This is a genomic window from Streptomyces sp. NPDC052101 (assembly GCF_040680235.1).
Classification (GTDB): Bacteria; Actinomycetota; Actinomycetes; order Streptomycetales; family Streptomycetaceae; genus Streptomyces.
In genome coordinates this window covers 45,002-61,885 of sequence record NZ_JBFAWH010000032.1, presented here as the reverse complement: position 1 = coordinate 61,885, position 16,884 = coordinate 45,002, and the positions used below count along the sequence as shown (strand labels likewise).

Sequence of the window (16,884 nt, the reverse complement as noted above, 5' to 3'; positions counted from 1 at the left end):
CTGGGCCCGCTGCCATCGTCACGCCCCCGTCATCCAGCGGTCCCGGAGCCCGGCCAGCACCGCGATCGACACCGCCAGCAGGACCAGGCTGAGCGAGATCGCGGCGTCGGGGTCGTTCTGCAGGGCCAGGTAGACCGCGAGGGGCATGGTCTGGGTGCGGCCGGGGAAGTTGCCCGCGAAGGTGATCGTCGCACCGAACTCGCCGAGCGCACGCGCCCAGGCCAGGACCGCGCCCGCGGCGATGCCGGGCGCGATCAGCGGCAGGGTGACCCGGCGGAAGGCGGTGAAGCGGGACGCGCCGAGCGTGGTCGCCGCCTCCTCGAAGCGCGGGTCGGCCGCGCGCAGGGTGCCCTCGACGCTGATGACCAGGAACGGCATCGCGACGAACGCCTCCGCGATCACGACCCCGGTGGTGGTGAACGGCAGGGTGATCCCGAACCAGGAGTCCAGCCACGTGCCGATCACCCCGTTGCGGCCGAGGGCGAGCAGCAGGGCGACACCGCCGACCACCGGCGGCAGGACGAGGGGCAGCGTCACCAGGGCCCGTACGATCCCCCGGCCGGGGAAGCTCGTACGGGCCAGCAGCCAGGCCAGCGGCACGCCCAGGACGAGACTGACGGCCGTCGCCGCGGTGGCGCTGATCAGCGACAGCTGGAGCGCCTGCCACACCTCGGTGCTGGACAGCTGGCCCGGCAGGCTGCCCCAGGGCGCGCGGATGAGCAGCGCGAGCAGCGGCAGCAGCAGGAACGCCAGCGCCAGCAGGCCCGGCAGCAGCAGAGGCAACGGCACCCCGCGTCGGCCCCCCGCGCCGACGCGGCGGCGCCGCGGCCGGTCCGTGCGGGGACCGGTCGCGGCGCCGGGCTTGAGAAGCGAGGTCACGGCTTGAGGAAGCCGGCCTGGCTCAGCACCTTCTGGCCCTCGGCGGACTGCACGAGGGCGATGAACGCCTTGGCGGTCTCGGCGTTCGGCGCGTTCTTCAGCAGGACGATCGGGTAGGCGTTGATCGCCTTGGCCGATTCGGGGAACTCCACGCCCTGCACCTTGTCACCCGCGGCGTGCACATCGGTCTTGTAGACGACCGCGGCGTCGGCCTCCTTCAGCTCCACCTTGGTCAGCGCGCCCTTGACGTCCTGCTCGTAGGAGACCGGGGTGAGCTTCAGGCCGCTGGCGTCCAGGGCCTTCTGGGCGGCAGCGCCGCACGGCACGGTCTTGTCGCACAGCACGACCTTCAGACCGGACTTGGTGAGGTCCTTCAGGGAGGCCACCTTGTGCGGGTTGCCCGGCACGGTGGCGATCTCCAGCTGGTTGCGGACGAAGGTGGCCGGCGTTCCGGCCGCGTCCTTCTTGTCCGTGACGATCTTCATCGTCTTGGGGCTCGCGGCGGCGAAGACGTCCGCCGGGGCACCGCCGGTGATGTTGGCGGCGAGGGTGTCGCTGCCGCCGAAGTTGAAGTTGACGTGGGTGCCCGGGTGCTGCTTCTCGAACTCCTTGCCCAGGGTCGAGAAGCTCTCCTTCAGGGAGGCGGCGGCGAACACGGTGACATCGCCGGACAGCTTCGCGGAGGCCGACGAGCCGGACGACGCCGAGCTGTCCTTGGACTTGGACGAGTCGGAGGAGGAGCAGGCGCTCAGGGCCATCAGGGCGGCGGCTCCCGCGCCGGCCACCTGCAGCATCCGCCGGGTCCTGCGCACGGAACGGGTCTTCACGGTTCTACTCCTCGATCGAGTTTCTGCGGAACAACTTTCGCGCCCTGTCACGGCACGTTCAACCGGCCGTGACGGCGATGATACTGCCGCATCTGCCAGCCCCAAGTCTTCTGTCGCATCGCATGAGCTGCGAACTTGTGACTTGTAGCTTGCATGTGCGTTTGCACGGCGCTCTGCCGGGGGTACGGTGCTGCGGGAGGTGGTCGCAGGTGACGCTCGTGGAACTGGCCCTGACCGGCGATCTGGCCCGGCCCGCCCGGCTGACCGTGCCGGACCTGCTCCGCTGGCCGCAGCACCGGGCGGACGTCAGCTTCGACTGCGCGACCAGCGGCATCCAGCACCACCGGTTCGCCGGCCCGCGTCTGTACGACGTCCTCCTCGCCGCGGGGCCCGGCTTCGACCCGGCACGCCGCAAGGACCGGCTGCGCTTCCTCATCTCCGTCACCGGCACCGACGGCCACCACGCCGTGCTGTCCTGGGCCGAGATCGACCCGGACTTCGCGGACGCCCCCGTCCTGCTGGGCGTGACCATCGACGACACCCCGCTGGACGCGGCCGGGCCCCAGCTGGTGCTCCCGCAGGACCGGTGCGGGGCCCGGCACATCAGCGGGATCACGGCGATCCGGGTGGACGGCGGCTACCGCTGTGGCGCTCCAGCTCCCGCCACACCCGGTCACGCAGCAGCGGCACCTCGGTGAACCGCACACCCGTCGCGTCCCGCAGGGCGTTCGCGAGGGCCGGGGCGACCGGGTTGAAGGGGCTCTCGCTCATCGACTTCGCGCCCAGCGGCCCGATCGCGTCGGCCGTCTCCATGAAGTGCACCTCGGTGCGCGGAACGTCGGCGTACTGCGGGAGCCGGTAGCGGCGGAAGGCGGCCGTGTCGACCGCGCCCCGCTCGTCCAGCAGGACCCGCTCGAAGAGCGTGGCGCCGAGCGCCTGCGCGACCCCGCCCTCGACCTGGCCCCGGCACTGCATCGGGTTCATCACCTTGCCGGCGTCGGCCGCGTGCACACTGCGCAGGATGCGGATCTCGCCGCTGCCGGGATCGACCGCCACCCGGAACCAGTGCGCGTTGAAGGCGACCGAGCGCGGGGTACCGCCGAAGTGCCCCTCGGCGGCCAGTTCTAGGCCGACCGCGCGGGAGGCCGCGTACACCTCCTTGAGCAGCAGCCGTCCGCCGGGGTGCAGCACGGCCTCCTCGGCGAGCCGGCAGTCGGCGCGCGGAGCGCCCAGATGCGCGGCGGCGAAGTCCAGCAGCTGGTCGGCGAGGGCGCGGGCGGCGCGCAGGGTGGCCTTGCCGGCGACGACCGTACCGGTGGAGGCGAAGGCGCCGGTGTCATGCCGTACGACGTCCGTGTCGGACTGGCGGATGGCGATCCGGTCGACGGTGGTGGCGAGTTCACCGGCGGCGATCTGCTTGTGCACGGTCGTGGTGCCGTTGCCGAACTCGGCCGTGCCGACGGCCAGATCGAAGGTGCCGTCGGGCAGCAGGGTGGCCTTGGCGTCGGCGATGTGGCCGCCGGGCGGGCCGGTCGCGATCATCGCCAGGGCCGCGCCCTCGCCTACCAGCCAGCCCTCGGGCGCGGGCGCGCCGGGCTCGGACTGCGCCCGGCGCACGATCGACAGGCACTGGTCCAGGCCGTAGCTCGCGATGTGCAGGTCCTCCTCGTGGCCGCCCGGGGTGAGCATCGGCTCGTCGGGGCCGATGATGTTGCGGGCCTTGAACTCCAGCGGGTCCAGGTCGAGGCGCCGGGCCAGCTCGTCCAGCGCGGACTCGACCGCGAACAGCACCTGACCGAGGCCGTAGCCGCGGAAGGCGCCCGCCGGGACGGTGTGCGTGTACACCGAGAAAGCGTCCACTTTCTTGTGCGGCGAGCGGTAGACCGCCATGGACTCGCCGACGCTGTGGAACATCACGGCCGGGCCGTGGTTCCCGTAGGCCCCCGTGTTCGCGACGACGCGCAGCTGGAGGGCGGTGAGGGTGCCGTCGCGGCGGGCGCCCGCCTTGACCCGGACGGTGAACGGGTGCCGGGTGGTCGCGCCGTAGAACTGCTCGGCGCGGGTGTACTCCAGCTTCACCGGGCGGCGCAGTCTCAGTACGGCGAGCGCCACGACGTCCTCGACCAGCATCTCCTGCTTGCCGCCGAACCCGCCGCCGACCCGGCCCGCCATCACCCGGACCTGCTCCAGGGGCAGGTCGTACAGGGTGCACAGGGCGCGGCGGGTGAGGAACGGGGTCTGGGAGCTGGTGCGGACGGTGAGCCGGCCGTCCTCGTCGATCCAGGCGAGGGCCCCGTGCGTCTCCAGGCTGGCGTGCTGGACCCGCTGGGTGCGGAAGGTCTCCTCGTAGACGACGTCGGCCTCGGCGAAGCCGGCCGCCACGTCGCCGATCTCCCCGTGCGCCTCGCCGACGACGTTGGCGTCGGGGCGGGAGATCCGGGCCGTCCGGGCGTCCTTGTCGTGGACCACGGGAGCGCCCGGCCGCATGGCCTCCTCGGGGTCGAGGACGGCCGGCAGCACCTCGTACGTCACCTCGATCCGCCGGCAGCCCTCCTCGGCGGCCGCCTCGCTGTCGGCGACGACGGCCGCCACGCGCTGGCCGATGTAGCGGACCGTGCCGTCGAGGACGCGGGTGTCGTCCGGGTCCTCCTCGGGGTGCTCGTGGCGGGCGGTGGAGAAGTGCCGTTCCGGCGCGTCGCGGTGGGTGAACACGGCCTGGACGCCGGGGACGCGCAGGGCGGCGGAGGTGTCGATCGCGAGGATGCGGGCGTGGGCGTGCGGGGAGCGCAGCAGCTTCATATGGAGCAGGCCGGGCACGTCGATGTCGAAGGTGTAGCGGGCGGTGCCGGTGACGACCTGCGGTCCGGCCGGGGCGGGCAGGCTGCGGCCGACGGACTCGCCCGGCGCGGGCGCCTCCACGTTCTTCACCCCGCGTACGGCGTCCTCGATGGCCCGGTAGCCGGTGCAGCGGCACAGGTTGCCCTTGAACGCCCGTGGCAGGTCGGCGAGTTCGTCCTCGTCGAGGGCGGCCGTGGTCATCAGGAAGCCGGCCGTGCAGAAGCCGCACTGGAAGCCCTGTGCGTCGAGGAACTTCTGCTGGACGGGGTGGAGTTCGCCGTCCGGGGAGGCGAGGCCCTCGACGGTGGTGACATGGTGGCCGTCGGCCCGGAAGGCCGGGTACAGACAGCTGTGCACGGGTTCGCCGTCGATGTGGACCGTGCAGGCGCCGCAGTCGCCCTGGTCGCAGCCCTTCTTCACCCCGAACCAGCCGCGTTCGCGCAGATAGGTGCGCAGGCACTGGCCGGGCCGGGGCTCCTCCTCGAAGGACCTCCCGTTGACCTCCACCTTCATCGCCACTCCTCCTCCACCAGCTCGCGGCGGATCTCCTCCGCCATCCGGAACGTCATGTGCCGCCGCCACTCGGGCAGTCCATGGATGTCGTCGAACCACTCGCCGTCCGCGACGGCCGCGTCGATCGCCGCGCGCAGCGCACCGGCCGTCGGGGCGAGCGGGAACCAGAGCCGCACCGGGCGGATGGTGGCGGCGGTGACGGTGAGTGCGACCGAGTGGTCGACGGGGTCGAGCGTGCCGATGACGAGGGCGGCCGAGCGGCCCAGGCCGTACAGCGAGGCCTGCCGGAAGGCTGTACGGCAGGCCAGGGCGCGGGCGGGCAGGGTGACCGAGCGCAGCAGCTCGCCCTCGGCGAGGTCCTTGCGGCCCGCTCCGACGACGAAGTCGGCGACCCGGATGCGGCGCCGGGAGCCGTCCTGGGCGATGAGCAGGCACTCGCCGTCCAGGGCGGCCGTGAGGGAGATCATCGGGCCGGCGGGCAGGCCGTTGCACAGGTTCCCGCCGATCGTGGCCATGTTCCAGATCTTGAACGAGGCGAGGAACGCCCGGCAGCACTGCTCGAAGAGGGGAGCCGCCGGGGTGATCAAGTCACGGGCGCAGCGCGATAGTTCGGCGATGGTGCAGGTGGCGGCCAGCTCCAGCGAGCCGTCCGGGTGGCGCTGCACGGGTGTCCAGCCCATCCGGCTCAGGTCCACGAGGCGCCGCAGCTGCGGCTGGGGCTCGGAGAACAGATACGTTCCCCCGCCGAGCCAGGCGTCCCCCGGCCGCCACGGCGCGGGCCGGCCGGCGTCTCGTATCTCGACCACCGTGTTCAGGTCCATGGCCGAAAGTGAACCAACGGGAAACGGCCCGGACGACTGGTGCGGAGCACGGAAACGCCGAGGCCGACGCCGCTCCCCCTGGAGGATTCACCAAGAGGCGTTCCCCTGTGGAAGGCTTGCATTTACGATGCTTTATCTCGCACTCGGCTTGCGAATGCGAGAGACCGGGGTTCTTTTCGTCGCCCGGCGGCCGTACGAGGAGCCAGCACATGCACGTCGAACACCTCCTGGGGGACGCCTCCCTCGGCCTGCGCCTGCTGTGGGCGGAGGACCAACTGCTGAGGCGTGAAATCAGCGGAGTGACCGTCACGGACCTGGAGGACCCGGCCCGGTTCGTGCGGCCCGGCGAGGTGGTGCTCAGCGGACTGGTGTGGTGGTCGCCCGCCGGCGGCTCGGGCAAGGCCGAGCGGTTCGTCTCGGCACTACGGGAAGCGGGGGCCGCCGCGCTGCTGGCGGGGGAGGAGACCCACGGGAGCGTGCCGGACGACCTGGTCGAGGCATGCGTCCGCCACCGGGTCCCGGTGGCCGGGGTGCCGGCGCACATCATGTTCCGGTCGATCACCGACACCGTGTATCTGCGTCAGTGGGGCGGGCTGAGCCGGCATCACGCGCTGCCGGAGAACACACGCGTACGGCTGAGCCGGCTGCTCGCGCAGGAGGCCGGGCCGGACGCCGTCCTCACCGCGGCCTTCGCCCACCTCGACGGCACCGCCGCGTACGTCTTCACCCCGTCCGGGCGGACGGTCGCGGCCACGGCGGGCGCCGCGGCGGTGCCGGCACGGGAGGCGGTGGCACTCGCCGCGGACGGGTCCGGGGTGACCGCCTCCGTCGACGCCGTCGGGGTGTCCGCCTATGAGCGCTGGCTGCTGTACCTGCCCGACCCCGACGGTGCCCCGCCGCGCATGCTGCACGAGGTCGCCGCCGTACTCGCGCACTGCCAGGAGGCCGGGGCCCGGCGCCCGTCGGCCGGGTTCCGCGCGGCGGACGAACTCGGTGCGCTGCTGGCCGCTCGGGGCGGGCGGGCGGACGGCACCGTGGAGGCGGCGCTGCGCCGGTGCGGACTGCCGCAGGCGGGGCCGTACCAGGTGATCGTCGCGGACGCGGCGGTACGACAGCCGGAGCCGGCCGAAGTGCTGCTCGCGGAGGGCGCGTTGACCGAGGTGGCCGGGCATCTGGTGGCGGCGGGCGGCGGTGCCGGCGATGCCTCGGCGGAGCCGGCCGCCGTCGCGGACGCGGGGGAGCGGACTCCCGCCGTGGCGGCCGCCGTTGGCCGGTTGCCGGACGGGTGCGCCTTCGCGGTGCTGTCCGGTGCTGTGGCCGACGACTGGGCGGACGAGGTGTGGCCGCTGGTCGCCGGCTGTGCGCCCGGCATCGTGCTGCACGGCGGCGTCGGGGTGCCTGCCGCGGACCCCGAGGGCCTGGGCGGCGCGCTGGCGCAGGCCCGCTACGCCCTCGCCTCGGCCCGCACCAGCGCGCCCGACGCCGCCCGCCTCACCGACGCGGGCGCCCTCACCACCCTCGACGCCCTGCTCACGGGGGTGCCGGCCGAGGTGCGCGCCGCATACAGCCGTAAGGTCCTCGGTCCGCTGCTGGAGAGCGGCCGGCCCGCCATCGGCGCCCTGCTCGGCACCCTGGAGACCTTCCTGGCCTGCGACGGCTCCTGGGCGCGTACCGCGCAGGCGCTGCATCTGCACGTCAACACCGTGCACTACCGGGTGGAGCGGATAGAGCGGCTCACCGGGCGCGACCTGTCCCGGCTGCGGGACCGGCTCGATCTGTGGGCGGCGCTGATGTGCCGGTGAGGCCGAAGGCGTGACGGGTCAGACGCGGTCGATGTGCACGTTGGTGGACTTCACGCGCGCGGTGGCCTCCATGCCGACCTCCAGGCCCAGTTCCTCGACGGCTTCCCGGGTCAGCAGCGAGACCAGCCGGTGCGGGCCCGCCTGGATCTCCACCTGGGCGGCGACGTCACCGAGCTTGATCGCGGTGACGATGCCGGGGAACGCGTTGCGGACGGAGGTGTAGGGGGCGTCCTCCTCGCCGCTGCCCGCCTTGGCCAGTTCGACCGAGAACGCGGCGAGGTCCCGGCCGTCGATGAGCCGCCGCCCGGACTCGTCGCGATGGGTGGCCATCCGGCCCGCGTCGGCCCAGCGGCGGGCGGTGTCCGGGCTCACGCCGAGCAGCCGTGCCGCCTGGCCGATCGTGTAGGACTGCATGCCGGTCACGATAGGGCCACACGCGGGGAACCGCGGACGTGGGGTTGGCCGTTGGGTATAACGCGATATAGCGTTAGTGCGTGATCGTGGCTCCCTGCGGGGACGCGCTGGAATCGGGGTGAGGGTATGAAGGCCGAGCTGCTGCCCACGGAGACGTCGTCCGCACTGCGTGCCTCGCATGCGGACCGGGACCGGGTGGTGGACATGCTGGCGGTCGCCGCGGGAGAAGGCCGGATCACGGCCGAGGAGCTGGACGAGCGGGTGGCGGCGGCGCTGTCCGCGCGCACCCTCGGCGAGCTGGCGGCGCTCACCGCGGACCTGCCGGGGGAGGCCGGTGCGGCACCGGCCAAGGACGTCGTCCGGATCGAACAGCAGGGCGCCTCGACCCTGCGCGCGGACGACTGGGCTGTGCCGCGCCACATGGAGGTCGTCTCGGCCTGGGGGCATGTGACGCTCGACTTCTCCAGCGCGGTGATCACGCACGACACCCTCCGCATCGACCTGGACATGAGCGGCGGCACCCTGCGGCTGATCACCCGGCCCGGCGTGCTCGTGGACGCCGACTCACTGGTGATGGGCTACGGCAGGACCAAGGTGCGGCCGGCCCGCGATCCGGCGGCGCCGGTCGTGCTCCGGGTGGAGATACACGGCCGGCTCAGCATGGGGCGGCTGGAGGTGCGGCCGCCGAGGCGCTGGTTCGCCAGGTAGGCCGCGTGCCACCCGGCGCCGCCGGGCGGGCCCCTGGAGGCCCGCCCGGTCTCGGCCGTGTCAGCCGGTGTGCACCCGCGGGCGGTGTACCCGGTCCGGCTCCGCCTCGCGCAGGACCTCACGGGTGACCGGGGCGACCTCGCCCTGCCCGAAGAGGAAGAAGCGCAGGAAGTTGGCGAACGGATTGCCCTCGGTCCACTCGAAGTAGATGTGCGGGGTGCAGCCCGTCATGTCGCGGGCGTTGAGGAGGAGCGCGGCCAGGGCGTTCGGGATGGACGCGGACTCCAGGGTCAGCACCCGGTAGCGGTCATGGAGCACCTCGCCGCGCACGGTGAGGCTCGCCTCGAACTCGGACGGGTCGGTGACCGTGACCTCGACGAAGACGAAGTCCTCCTGCTCCGGCATGTCGTTGTCGGCGCGGATCTGCTCGATCTTGTCGCGGTACTCGGCCTTGTCCCGGTGGCCGGGCTCGTTGGCGATGAACCGTATCTTGCGGCTGGCCATGTCACGGATGAATCGTTCCGCCAGAGGATCGAGCGTCACGCTGGTCACGCGCAGCTCGAAGGCACGGGCCAGCCGGGACGCCAGCGAGACGAGGATGATGCCGGCGATGAAGCAGGCACCGATCTTCACACCGTCCGGGCGCTCGATGACGTTGACGACGGTCGTGTACAGGAACACCGCCGAGATCACGCCGAACCCGATGGTCCACTTGCGCTGCCCGGCCTTGTGCGCCGCGATGGTCACCGCGATCGCCGCGGAGCTGATCAGCACCAGCACACCGGTGGCGTAGGCGCCGCCCTGCGCGTCGACGTTGGCGTCGAACAGCCAGGTGACCAGGAACGCGACGAGGGTGAAGACGATGACCATCGGGCGTACTGCGCGAGCCCAGTGCGGGGCCATGCCGTAGCGCGGCAGATAGCGCGGCATCAGGTTGAGCAGGCCGGCCATGGCGGAGGCGCCGGCGAACCACAGGATGGCGATGGTCGAGACGTCGTAGACCGTGCCGAAGGCGCCACCGAGGTATTCGTGCGCGAGGTAGGCGAGCGCGCGGCCGTTGGCCGGACCGCCGGTCTTGAACGCGTTCTCCGGGATCAGCAGCGTGGTGATGAAGCTGGTGGCGATCAGGAAGACGCTCATGATGACCGCGGCGGCGGTCAGCAGCTTCTTGGTGTCCCGGATCCGGCCGGTCGGCTTCTCCTCGGTGTCCCCGGCATCGCCCTGGACATGCGGCATCACGGCGACACCGGTCTCGAAGCCGGACAGACCGAGGGCCAGCTTCGGGAACACGACCAGCGCCACGCCGATCATGACGAACACATTGCCGTGTTGCGCCGTCAGGGCGTTGCTCCAGTCGGTGACCACATGCCCGGCGGTGATGACGTGCCACAGGCCGACGATCACGACGACCACGTTGAGCGCGAGGTAGATGCCGACCAGGGCGACCGCGACACCGATCGCCTCCAGGAAGCCCTTGAGGAACACCGCGCCGAGCAGCGCCACCAGGAACAGGGTGATCACCATCTGGTGGCCGTGCAGAGTGCTGGTCAGATGCGGGTTCTCCACCAGGTGGGTGGAGGCGTCAGCGGCCGACAGCGTGATCGTGATGAGGAAGTCGGTGGCCGCGAAGCCCAGCAGGGTGAGCACGAACAGCTTGCCCTGCCAGAACGACAGCAGCCGCTCCAGCATCGCGATGGAGCCCTCGCCGTGCGGGCTCTCCTCGGCCACCCTGCGGTAGACGGGCAGGGCGCCGGCCAGGGTGACGATGACCAGCACGATGGTCGCGATCGGTGACAGCAGACCGGCCGCCAGGGCCGCGATGCCCGGCTGGTAACCGAGGGTCGAGAAGTAGTCGACACCCGTCAGGCACATCACGCGCCACCAGCGCTGGCCCTTGTGCGGGGGCTCCGGTTCGGCGTGGGGCCCGGTGTGGCCGCCGTGCTTGCCCATGTCGGACAGCCCCTCCAGCATCCAGTTGCGCAAGCGACTGGGTGGGGGGTGTTCGGTCGTGGCCATCGGCGTGCTCCTGTGTGCGGCTCAGCTCTTTCCGGCCATCACGCGGACGGCGGGCACCAGCGTAAGCAGAGAGTGACGTCTGGGCCCACGGATACGGGCTGGGCAGGCGTCAAGCTTGCGTTAAGAATGGCCCGGAAGCCGGAGAGCCGCATCAAGAAGCGGAGGCTGGAGAAGGTTCGCCGGGAGCACGGCCGTTCAGGTCAGGGTCGCACCGTCGACGCCTGGACGGCCACCGAGTGTCATGTTCTCAGAGCCTCGAACGCACCGCCTCACTCCATGCCGGAGGTCCGGAACACGCCGAGGGCCGTCTCATGGTCGAGGCGGCGGGCCAGGCGGTGCAGGGCGGTCGTGCCGCACAGCAGGGTGCCGGCCGCCTCGGAGACCCGGGCGCCCTCGTCGAGCAGGTACCACAGGTTCGGATTGCGGATCAGGACCTCGGGGTCGATCTCGACCCGGTTGCCGAGGCTGTCGCGCAGGACCAGGCGCTGGGCGACGCCGTCCAGCGGGCGCACCGCGGTCAGCCGATCGGTACGGACCCGGCGGGTGACCAGCAGCCGCCGCGCGGCGAGCCAGCCCGCACCGGCCGACACCCGCACCGGGAACAGAACGAGCAGCAACAGCAGCGCGAGGACGCCCCACAGGGCGCCGCGCCACCAGGTGAGCGTGCCGGCCGCCCAGTCGACGCACAGCAACAGCCCGAGCAGCAGACCGGCACAGCCGAGCGCCGCGCGCATGTCCGCGTTCCAGCCACGGTCGTACGCCACGCCCACGGTGCCGGCCGGGTGCGAGCCCATGGGCCGGGTGGGGGTGTCGTCGTGGCGCTTCATGGCTGAGACGTTAGACAGGCCAGGCCGGGCCGGAGCCGGGTCGAAGCGTTCCTTGACGGCGTCCTGACGGCCGGCGGGCGCTTTTTGACGGAACCCCGGCGAGCCCCGCGCGCCGCGGCTGCGCGAGGACTCCGCCGGGCACCGTCTCCAGGGGATTCTCATGGCGCTGTCACCACCCGGCGTGTCTCACAAGCCCCGGATGTCCATGCGCAGATGCCAGGTGTTGCGCCGGTGCACGGACAGCAGCTCCGACTCCAGCGGGGACGGGGGCACCGCGAGCACCGGGCACACCGCGTGGGCCAGGCAGTGCCGGGAGACCCGGCCCGAGAAGGCGCGCTGCAGACCGCGCCGGCCCGCGCCCACGACCAGGACGTCGCTCTCCCGGACCGCGGTCGCCACCAGCGCAGGTCCCGGGGCGCCGCGGACGACGGCCGGGTGCATCGGTACACCGGGGGTGTCCCCGCCGAAGGTCTCGTCGAGCACCGCGGCCAGCCGCTGTCCGGCGAGCCGCTGCCAGTCCTCGACGAGCAGGCCGGCGACGGGGGAGCGGCGCGCGGCGGGGTCACCGCCGGGCGGCTCCCAGGCCAGCACCGGCCACAGTTCGGCTCCCAGGCGCCGGGCCAGCGCGGTGGCCCGGCGCAGGGCCGTGACGCTGCCCAGGGAGCCGCTCACACCGACCACCACCCGAGCGGCCGACGAGCCGTCGTAACCGGACATCACCGTTCCATCCCACTCCCGTACCGGCGATTCGACCAGTCGGGCGGAGTGACGGTCCTCGGATGCGATAACGGCATCGAAACTTCCGAACCTGTTCCGGGTGATCAGCACACCCAGGAGACCGGTCCTTTGCGCGACATCTTGACGCCCCCACGCCCGTTTCCAGAGTCGCCGTCCGGTGGCTGGTCGGCAACAGCACGCTGATCGCGGGCGGCACGACGGTCACCGTCGTCGCGGTCTCCGCGTTCTCTTCGCTCGGTGGGGCGCCACCAAGGGCTGAGGCGCAGCCGCCTGGCGGGGCGGGAGGCGCCGCGCCGGCGGAACGCCTCCCGGGTGGTGGTCAGGCCGCCGTCATCACCTCGTCCGCACCGAGCGGGCGGTGCGGGCCGATGATCCGGCCGTCGGGCAGCAGCTCGCCGGTGTCCTCGAAGAGCAGGACGCCGTTGCACAGCAGACTCCATCCCTGCTCCGGGTGGTGCGCCACGAGACGGGCGGACTCCCGGTCGGCGGACTCGGCTGGCGGACACGGCGGCTGGTGCTGGCACATGGGTGGGATCTCTCGCTCTGTCGTGGTCATGGCCGTCCCCCGTGGTGATAAGTCGGTCGGAACCCAGTGTTGCCCTCTGGGCGTCATTCCGCAGGGATTTCGCAGCACCGCTTCTCACAGGTTCATGACGCGTCACCCGCCCGGACGGTTCAGTCCAAGTGCACTGTCCCTTTGGGTGGTTCGCAGTGGCCAAAACGGGCTAGTCCCTGCAGGCCAGACCCCTGACATGGTGATACCCCGCTTCCCTTCCGGGTAAGCGGGGTACGCGCGCGGCGGGGGACGCGCCCGGCCGGTCAGGCGGGCGAGCCCAGGACCGGCGGCCCCAGCAGCGGCACGGGGGTCGCCCGATGGGTCAGCACCGGGAGCAACTCCGTGACCGGGAACGGGCGGTGCGCCGGTATGCCCGGCGGGGCCGGCGCCAGCGGGACGAGCAGATCGCTGTCGGCCGGATGCCCCTCGGCTCCGTCGGCGGTGGTGTCGCCGTGCAGCCACAGGGTCAGCATGTACAGACCGGGCACCGACAGCAATCGAGCCTGGTACGGCTGTTGCAGCGCCTCGGCCTGATGCAGGGCGCGCTCGGTGGAGGTGACGTACGGGCCCTCGAAGAAGTGCGAGAAGGCCCAGCCGTCGGGCGTGAGCATGGTGTCGGCCGCGGCCACCGGCCGGTCGCCGCAGCGGATCAGGAAACGCCAGCCGGCCAGCCGGGTCGCGGACAGGCCCTGCGCGGTGATCGGGTCCAGCACATGCACGGGCAGCGGGAGTTCGGGTGTCGTCGGGCCCTGCGCGGCGCGCAGGGACGGGGTGCGGGCCTCACGGACCGCGGTGGGCGAGCCGAGTGCGGTGAGGACGGAGCGCAGGGCGGGCGCGGGGGCAGGGGGCACGTGGAGCGGCATGTGGGTCGCCTCTCTCGTTCGACAGGCGCGACGGCGCGAGGAGGGGTGGGGCGGACGACGCTGTCTGCTCACGCAAGGCCGGAAGGGTGGAGGCCCGGGTCGGTGAGCAGTCGGTGCGGCTCGGCCTGCCGCCCGTCACGGGGACGGCCTGAACACGGCAGGAACCGCGACCGAGGGCGTCAGCCTTCTGCCTTGTGGGCGAAGTTTATACGACGCCTGTTCGGCCGTTGTTTCGTCTATCCGATTTCCGGGGGAAGCGCAAGGCGGTAATACGTCGACGATTTGCGGGACTCCTCCCGGTTTTCGGACCGATCCTGCCTCGCTGACCTCGCCATATGCACCGGTAGCGGTCGGCCGAATGTCGTCGGCGTTTTTCACGAGTCGTCCGGGGGAACCCGAAGGTGCAGACTGTTGCATGCCCCGTGAATGTGCCGCGGGGAACATTCCGACAGCCTAGCGGGCTCCGGGCTCGCGCGGGACGTTATCGATCGCTTCCGCTGGGCATCATCCCCCCACTGACCGGGAGCCCCGGCGGCCGGAACGTCGGCCCGCCCATCCGAGGAGGGACACTTCGATGGGGGAGAAGGTCGTGGCAGGGCAGTTCGACCTGTCCGATCGCCAGCGCTACCGCGAAAAGCTCCAGAAGTGTCTGACGGGACTGGAGCGGCTGTTGCGCGAGAAGCGATTCGACCGTCCCAAGAACCTCATGGGAGTCGAGATCGAATTGAATCTCGCCGGGTCCGACGGCATGCCGAAAATGTTGAACGGACAGGTACTGGAGCGCATCGCGAGCCGTGATTTCCAAACAGAACTCGCCATGTTCAATCTGGAAGTCAACATCGCCCCACACCGATTGGGTGGCCGGGTATTCGACCGGCTCGCTGAGGAACTGCGCACCTCGCTCGCCTACGCCGACCGCAAGGCAGGCGAGGTGGACGCGGGCATCGTCATGATCGGCATCCTGCCCACGCTGGACCGCGACGACCTGGTCTCCTCCAACCTCTCCGAGGTCGACCGCTACACCCTGCTCAACGACCAGATCGTGGCCGCACGCGGCGAGGACTTCCGGCTCGACATCGAGGGCGTGGAGCACCTCGTCTGCACCTCCAAGTCGATCGTCCCGGAGGCCGCGTGCACCTCCGTGCAGTTGCACCTGCAGGTCACCCCGGCCCGGTTCGCGGACGTGTGGAACGCGGCGCAGGTGGCGACCGCCGCGCAGATCGCCGTCGGCGCCAACTCGCCGTTCCTGTTCGGCCACGAGCTGTGGCGCGAGTCCCGGCCCCCGCTGTTCCTGCAGTCCACCGACACCCGCCCGCCCGAACTCCAGGCGCAGGGCGTACGGCCGCGCACCTGGTTCGGGGAGCGGTGGATCAGCTCCGCGTACGACCTGTTCGAGGAGAACCTGCGCTTCTTCCCGGCCCTGCTGCCGATCTGCGACGACGAGGAGCCGCTGGACGTCATCGCGGCGGGCGGCACCCCCAGACTCGCCGAACTGGTGCTGCACAACGGCACGATCTACCGCTGGAACCGTCCGGTGTACGGCATCGCGGACGGCGTCCCGCACCTCAGGGTGGAGAACCGGGTGCTGCCGGCCGGGCCGACCATCACCGATGTGATCGCCAACGCGGCCTTCTACTACGGCCTGGTCCGCGCCCTCGCCGAGGAGTCCCGGCCGGTGTGGACCCGGCTGCCCTTCGCCGCGGCCGAGGCCAACTTCGACACCGCGTGCCGGTACGGCATCGACGCGCGGTTCGTGTGGCCCCGGCGCGGGCGCTACGGAGGCACCGCGGCGGTCGACGCGGTCACCCTGATCCGCGACGAACTGCTGCCGCTGGCCTCGGCCGGGCTGGACGCATGGGGCGTGGAGGCGGCCGACCGCGACCTCTACCTCGGCGTCATCGAGGAGCGCTGCCGGCGGCGGGTGAACGGGGCGTCCTGGCAGGCGGCCACGTTCCGTCGCTGTCTGGAGCAAGGCCTGTCCCGGGAGGCGGCGCTGGCGGCGACGACGCGGAGGTATGCCGAGCTGATGCATGTGGGGGAGCCGGTCCACACGTGGCCGGTGGGGTTGCCCGAGCCTGTTCCGCTGGGATGACGGTCGGGCGGTGCGCGGGCTGAGCGTCCTGCGGACCGGCGGTCCGGGCCGCGGGGGCTGAGCGCCGTTGCGGCGGCCGGCGGCCGGGCGGAGTCGCCAGGGGGCTCGGCCCGCCGCGCGGATCCTTCTGCGATCCTTGCGAGGCAGAGGTGGGCCAGGGGGCCCATGATGCGCAGGGAGGCAGGGGTGCAGGTGGAGGCTGACTCGGTGGCCGATTCCGGGGCGCGCGAGCGCGGCCCGCGGCGGATCCTGAGGGACGAGGCAGTGCTCGTCCTCGCGCTCTCGCTGGGGGCGAGCGGGGTCTCCGCGCTGATCAGCTTCATCGGCTCGGTCACCAAGCCGGGCGGCCTGAAGGACCAGGCGGCCACCCTCAACGCCTCCGCCGCGCCCGGCCGCCCCTGGCTCGACCTGGCCTGGCAGCTGTTCGGCATCGCCACCGCGCTGGTCCCCGTCGCGCTCGTCGCCCACTTTCTGCTGCGCGAGGGCGCGGGCCTGCGCACCCTCGGCTTCGACCGCACCCGGCCCTGGCCCGACCTGGCCCGGGGCGCCGGGATCGCGGCGGTGATCGGCAGCACCGGGATCGCCTTCTACCTGGCCGCCCGCGGCCTCGGCTTCAACCTCACGGTCGTACCCGAGGCACTGCCGGACGTGTGGTGGAAGTACCCGGTGCTGGTCCTGTCCGCCCTGCAGAACGCGATCCTCGAAGAGGTCATCGTCGTCGGCTATCTGCTGCGCAGGCTGGGCCAGTTGGGCTGGACCCCGGGCACCGCGCTGGTGGCCAGCGCGGTCCTGCGCGGCTCGTACCACCTCTACCAGGGCATCGGCGGCTTCCTCGGCAACATGGTCATGGGCGTGGTGTTCGTGTACCTGTACCGCCGCTGGGGACGGGTCGGTCCGCTGGTCGTCGCGCACTCCCTGCTCGACATCGGTGCGTTCGTCGGCTACGCCCTCCTCGCGGGGAAGGTGGGCTGGCTGCCGACGGCCTGAGGA

Annotated in this window: 15 protein-coding genes; 5 read left to right on the top strand and 10 right to left on the bottom strand. The window is 71.9% G+C overall.

The genetic code is table 11. The features are described 5' to 3' along the window. Nucleotides 1-18: 18 nt before the first annotated feature. Nucleotides 19-879 (bottom strand): molybdate ABC transporter permease subunit, encoded by an 861-nt coding sequence (gene modB / locus AB0L75_RS36275; RefSeq protein WP_365189984.1) that lies wholly within the window; start codon nt 877-879, stop codon nt 19-21. Beyond that, entirely contained in the window at nt 876-1,673 is a 798-nt protein-coding gene (gene modA / locus AB0L75_RS36270; protein WP_365190024.1) for a molybdate ABC transporter substrate-binding protein, read from the bottom strand. Before modA ends, modB begins: the two co-directional genes overlap by 4 nt. Before the next feature lie 242 nt (nt 1,674-1,915). Here modA and AB0L75_RS36265 point away from each other — a divergent pair, with 242 nt between their 5' ends. After that, nucleotides 1,916-2,404 carry a molybdopterin-dependent oxidoreductase gene (locus AB0L75_RS36265; RefSeq protein WP_365189982.1) on the top strand — a complete coding sequence of 163 codons (489 nt, stop codon included), beginning with the start codon at nt 1,916-1,918 and terminating at the stop codon, nt 2,402-2,404. Here the strand turns inward: AB0L75_RS36265 and AB0L75_RS36260 are convergent. Further along, the gene (locus tag AB0L75_RS36260; protein WP_365189979.1) at nt 2,319-5,057 is read right to left on the bottom strand and encodes a molybdopterin-dependent oxidoreductase; all 2,739 of its coding nucleotides are present in this window, start codon (nt 5,055-5,057) and stop codon (nt 2,319-2,321) included. The two genes, AB0L75_RS36265 and AB0L75_RS36260, sit on opposite strands and share 86 nt — an antisense overlap. Continuing rightward, nucleotides 5,054-5,878, bottom strand: a complete 825-nt coding sequence (locus AB0L75_RS36255; protein WP_365189976.1) for an FAD binding domain-containing protein — start codon at nt 5,876-5,878, stop codon at nt 5,054-5,056. Before AB0L75_RS36255 ends, AB0L75_RS36260 begins: the two co-directional genes overlap by 4 nt. Before the next feature lie 209 nt (nt 5,879-6,087). Here AB0L75_RS36255 and AB0L75_RS36250 point away from each other — a divergent pair, with 209 nt between their 5' ends. Then, the gene (locus AB0L75_RS36250; protein ID WP_365189973.1) at nt 6,088-7,680 is read left to right on the top strand and encodes a helix-turn-helix domain-containing protein; all 1,593 of its coding nucleotides are present in this window, start codon (nt 6,088-6,090) and stop codon (nt 7,678-7,680) included. 18 nt (nt 7,681-7,698) lie between these two features. Here AB0L75_RS36250 and AB0L75_RS36245 read toward each other — a convergent pair whose 3' ends face one another. Then, the gene (locus AB0L75_RS36245) at nt 7,699-8,094 is read right to left on the bottom strand and encodes a helix-turn-helix transcriptional regulator (protein WP_365189971.1); all 396 of its coding nucleotides are present in this window, start codon (nt 8,092-8,094) and stop codon (nt 7,699-7,701) included. Nucleotides 8,095-8,220: 126 nt separating this feature from the next. On the opposite strand from AB0L75_RS36245, the gene AB0L75_RS36240 reads away from it, so the two are divergent. Beyond that, complete coding sequence (locus AB0L75_RS36240; protein ID WP_365189969.1) at nt 8,221-8,802, top strand: DUF1707 domain-containing protein; 582 nt, start codon at nt 8,221-8,223, stop codon at nt 8,800-8,802. Nucleotides 8,803-8,862: 60 nt separating this feature from the next. On the opposite strand, the gene AB0L75_RS36235 is transcribed toward AB0L75_RS36240, so the two are convergent. The 5 genes from AB0L75_RS36235 to AB0L75_RS36215 form a co-directional block, all read right to left on the bottom strand. Continuing rightward, nucleotides 8,863-10,818, bottom strand: coding sequence for an amino acid transporter (locus AB0L75_RS36235; protein WP_365189967.1), 1,956 nt, complete (start codon nt 10,816-10,818; stop codon nt 8,863-8,865). A 269-nt stretch (nt 10,819-11,087) separates the two neighbouring features. Further along, the gene (locus AB0L75_RS36230) at nt 11,088-11,645 is read right to left on the bottom strand and encodes a hypothetical protein (protein WP_365189965.1); all 558 of its coding nucleotides are present in this window, start codon (nt 11,643-11,645) and stop codon (nt 11,088-11,090) included. Between the two features lie 186 nt (nt 11,646-11,831). Then, nucleotides 11,832-12,362, bottom strand: coding sequence for a universal stress protein (locus tag AB0L75_RS36225; protein ID WP_365189963.1), 531 nt, complete (start codon nt 12,360-12,362; stop codon nt 11,832-11,834). Between the two features lie 340 nt (nt 12,363-12,702). Further along, nucleotides 12,703-12,909, bottom strand: coding sequence for a DUF5999 family protein (locus AB0L75_RS36220; RefSeq protein WP_365190021.1), 207 nt, complete (start codon nt 12,907-12,909; stop codon nt 12,703-12,705). Between the two features lie 293 nt (nt 12,910-13,202). Then, complete coding sequence (locus tag AB0L75_RS36215; RefSeq protein ID WP_365189960.1) at nt 13,203-13,802, bottom strand: hypothetical protein; 600 nt, start codon at nt 13,800-13,802, stop codon at nt 13,203-13,205. A gap of 574 nt (nt 13,803-14,376) precedes the next feature. Here AB0L75_RS36215 and AB0L75_RS36210 point away from each other — a divergent pair. Further along, the gene (locus AB0L75_RS36210) at nt 14,377-15,894 is read left to right on the top strand and encodes a glutamate--cysteine ligase (protein ID WP_365189957.1); all 1,518 of its coding nucleotides are present in this window, start codon (nt 14,377-14,379) and stop codon (nt 15,892-15,894) included. 186 nt (nt 15,895-16,080) lie between these two features. Beyond that, nucleotides 16,081-16,881 carry a type II CAAX endopeptidase family protein gene (locus AB0L75_RS36205; RefSeq protein WP_365189955.1) on the top strand — a complete coding sequence of 267 codons (801 nt, stop codon included), beginning with the start codon at nt 16,081-16,083 and terminating at the stop codon, nt 16,879-16,881. Nucleotides 16,882-16,884 lie beyond the last annotated feature (3 nt).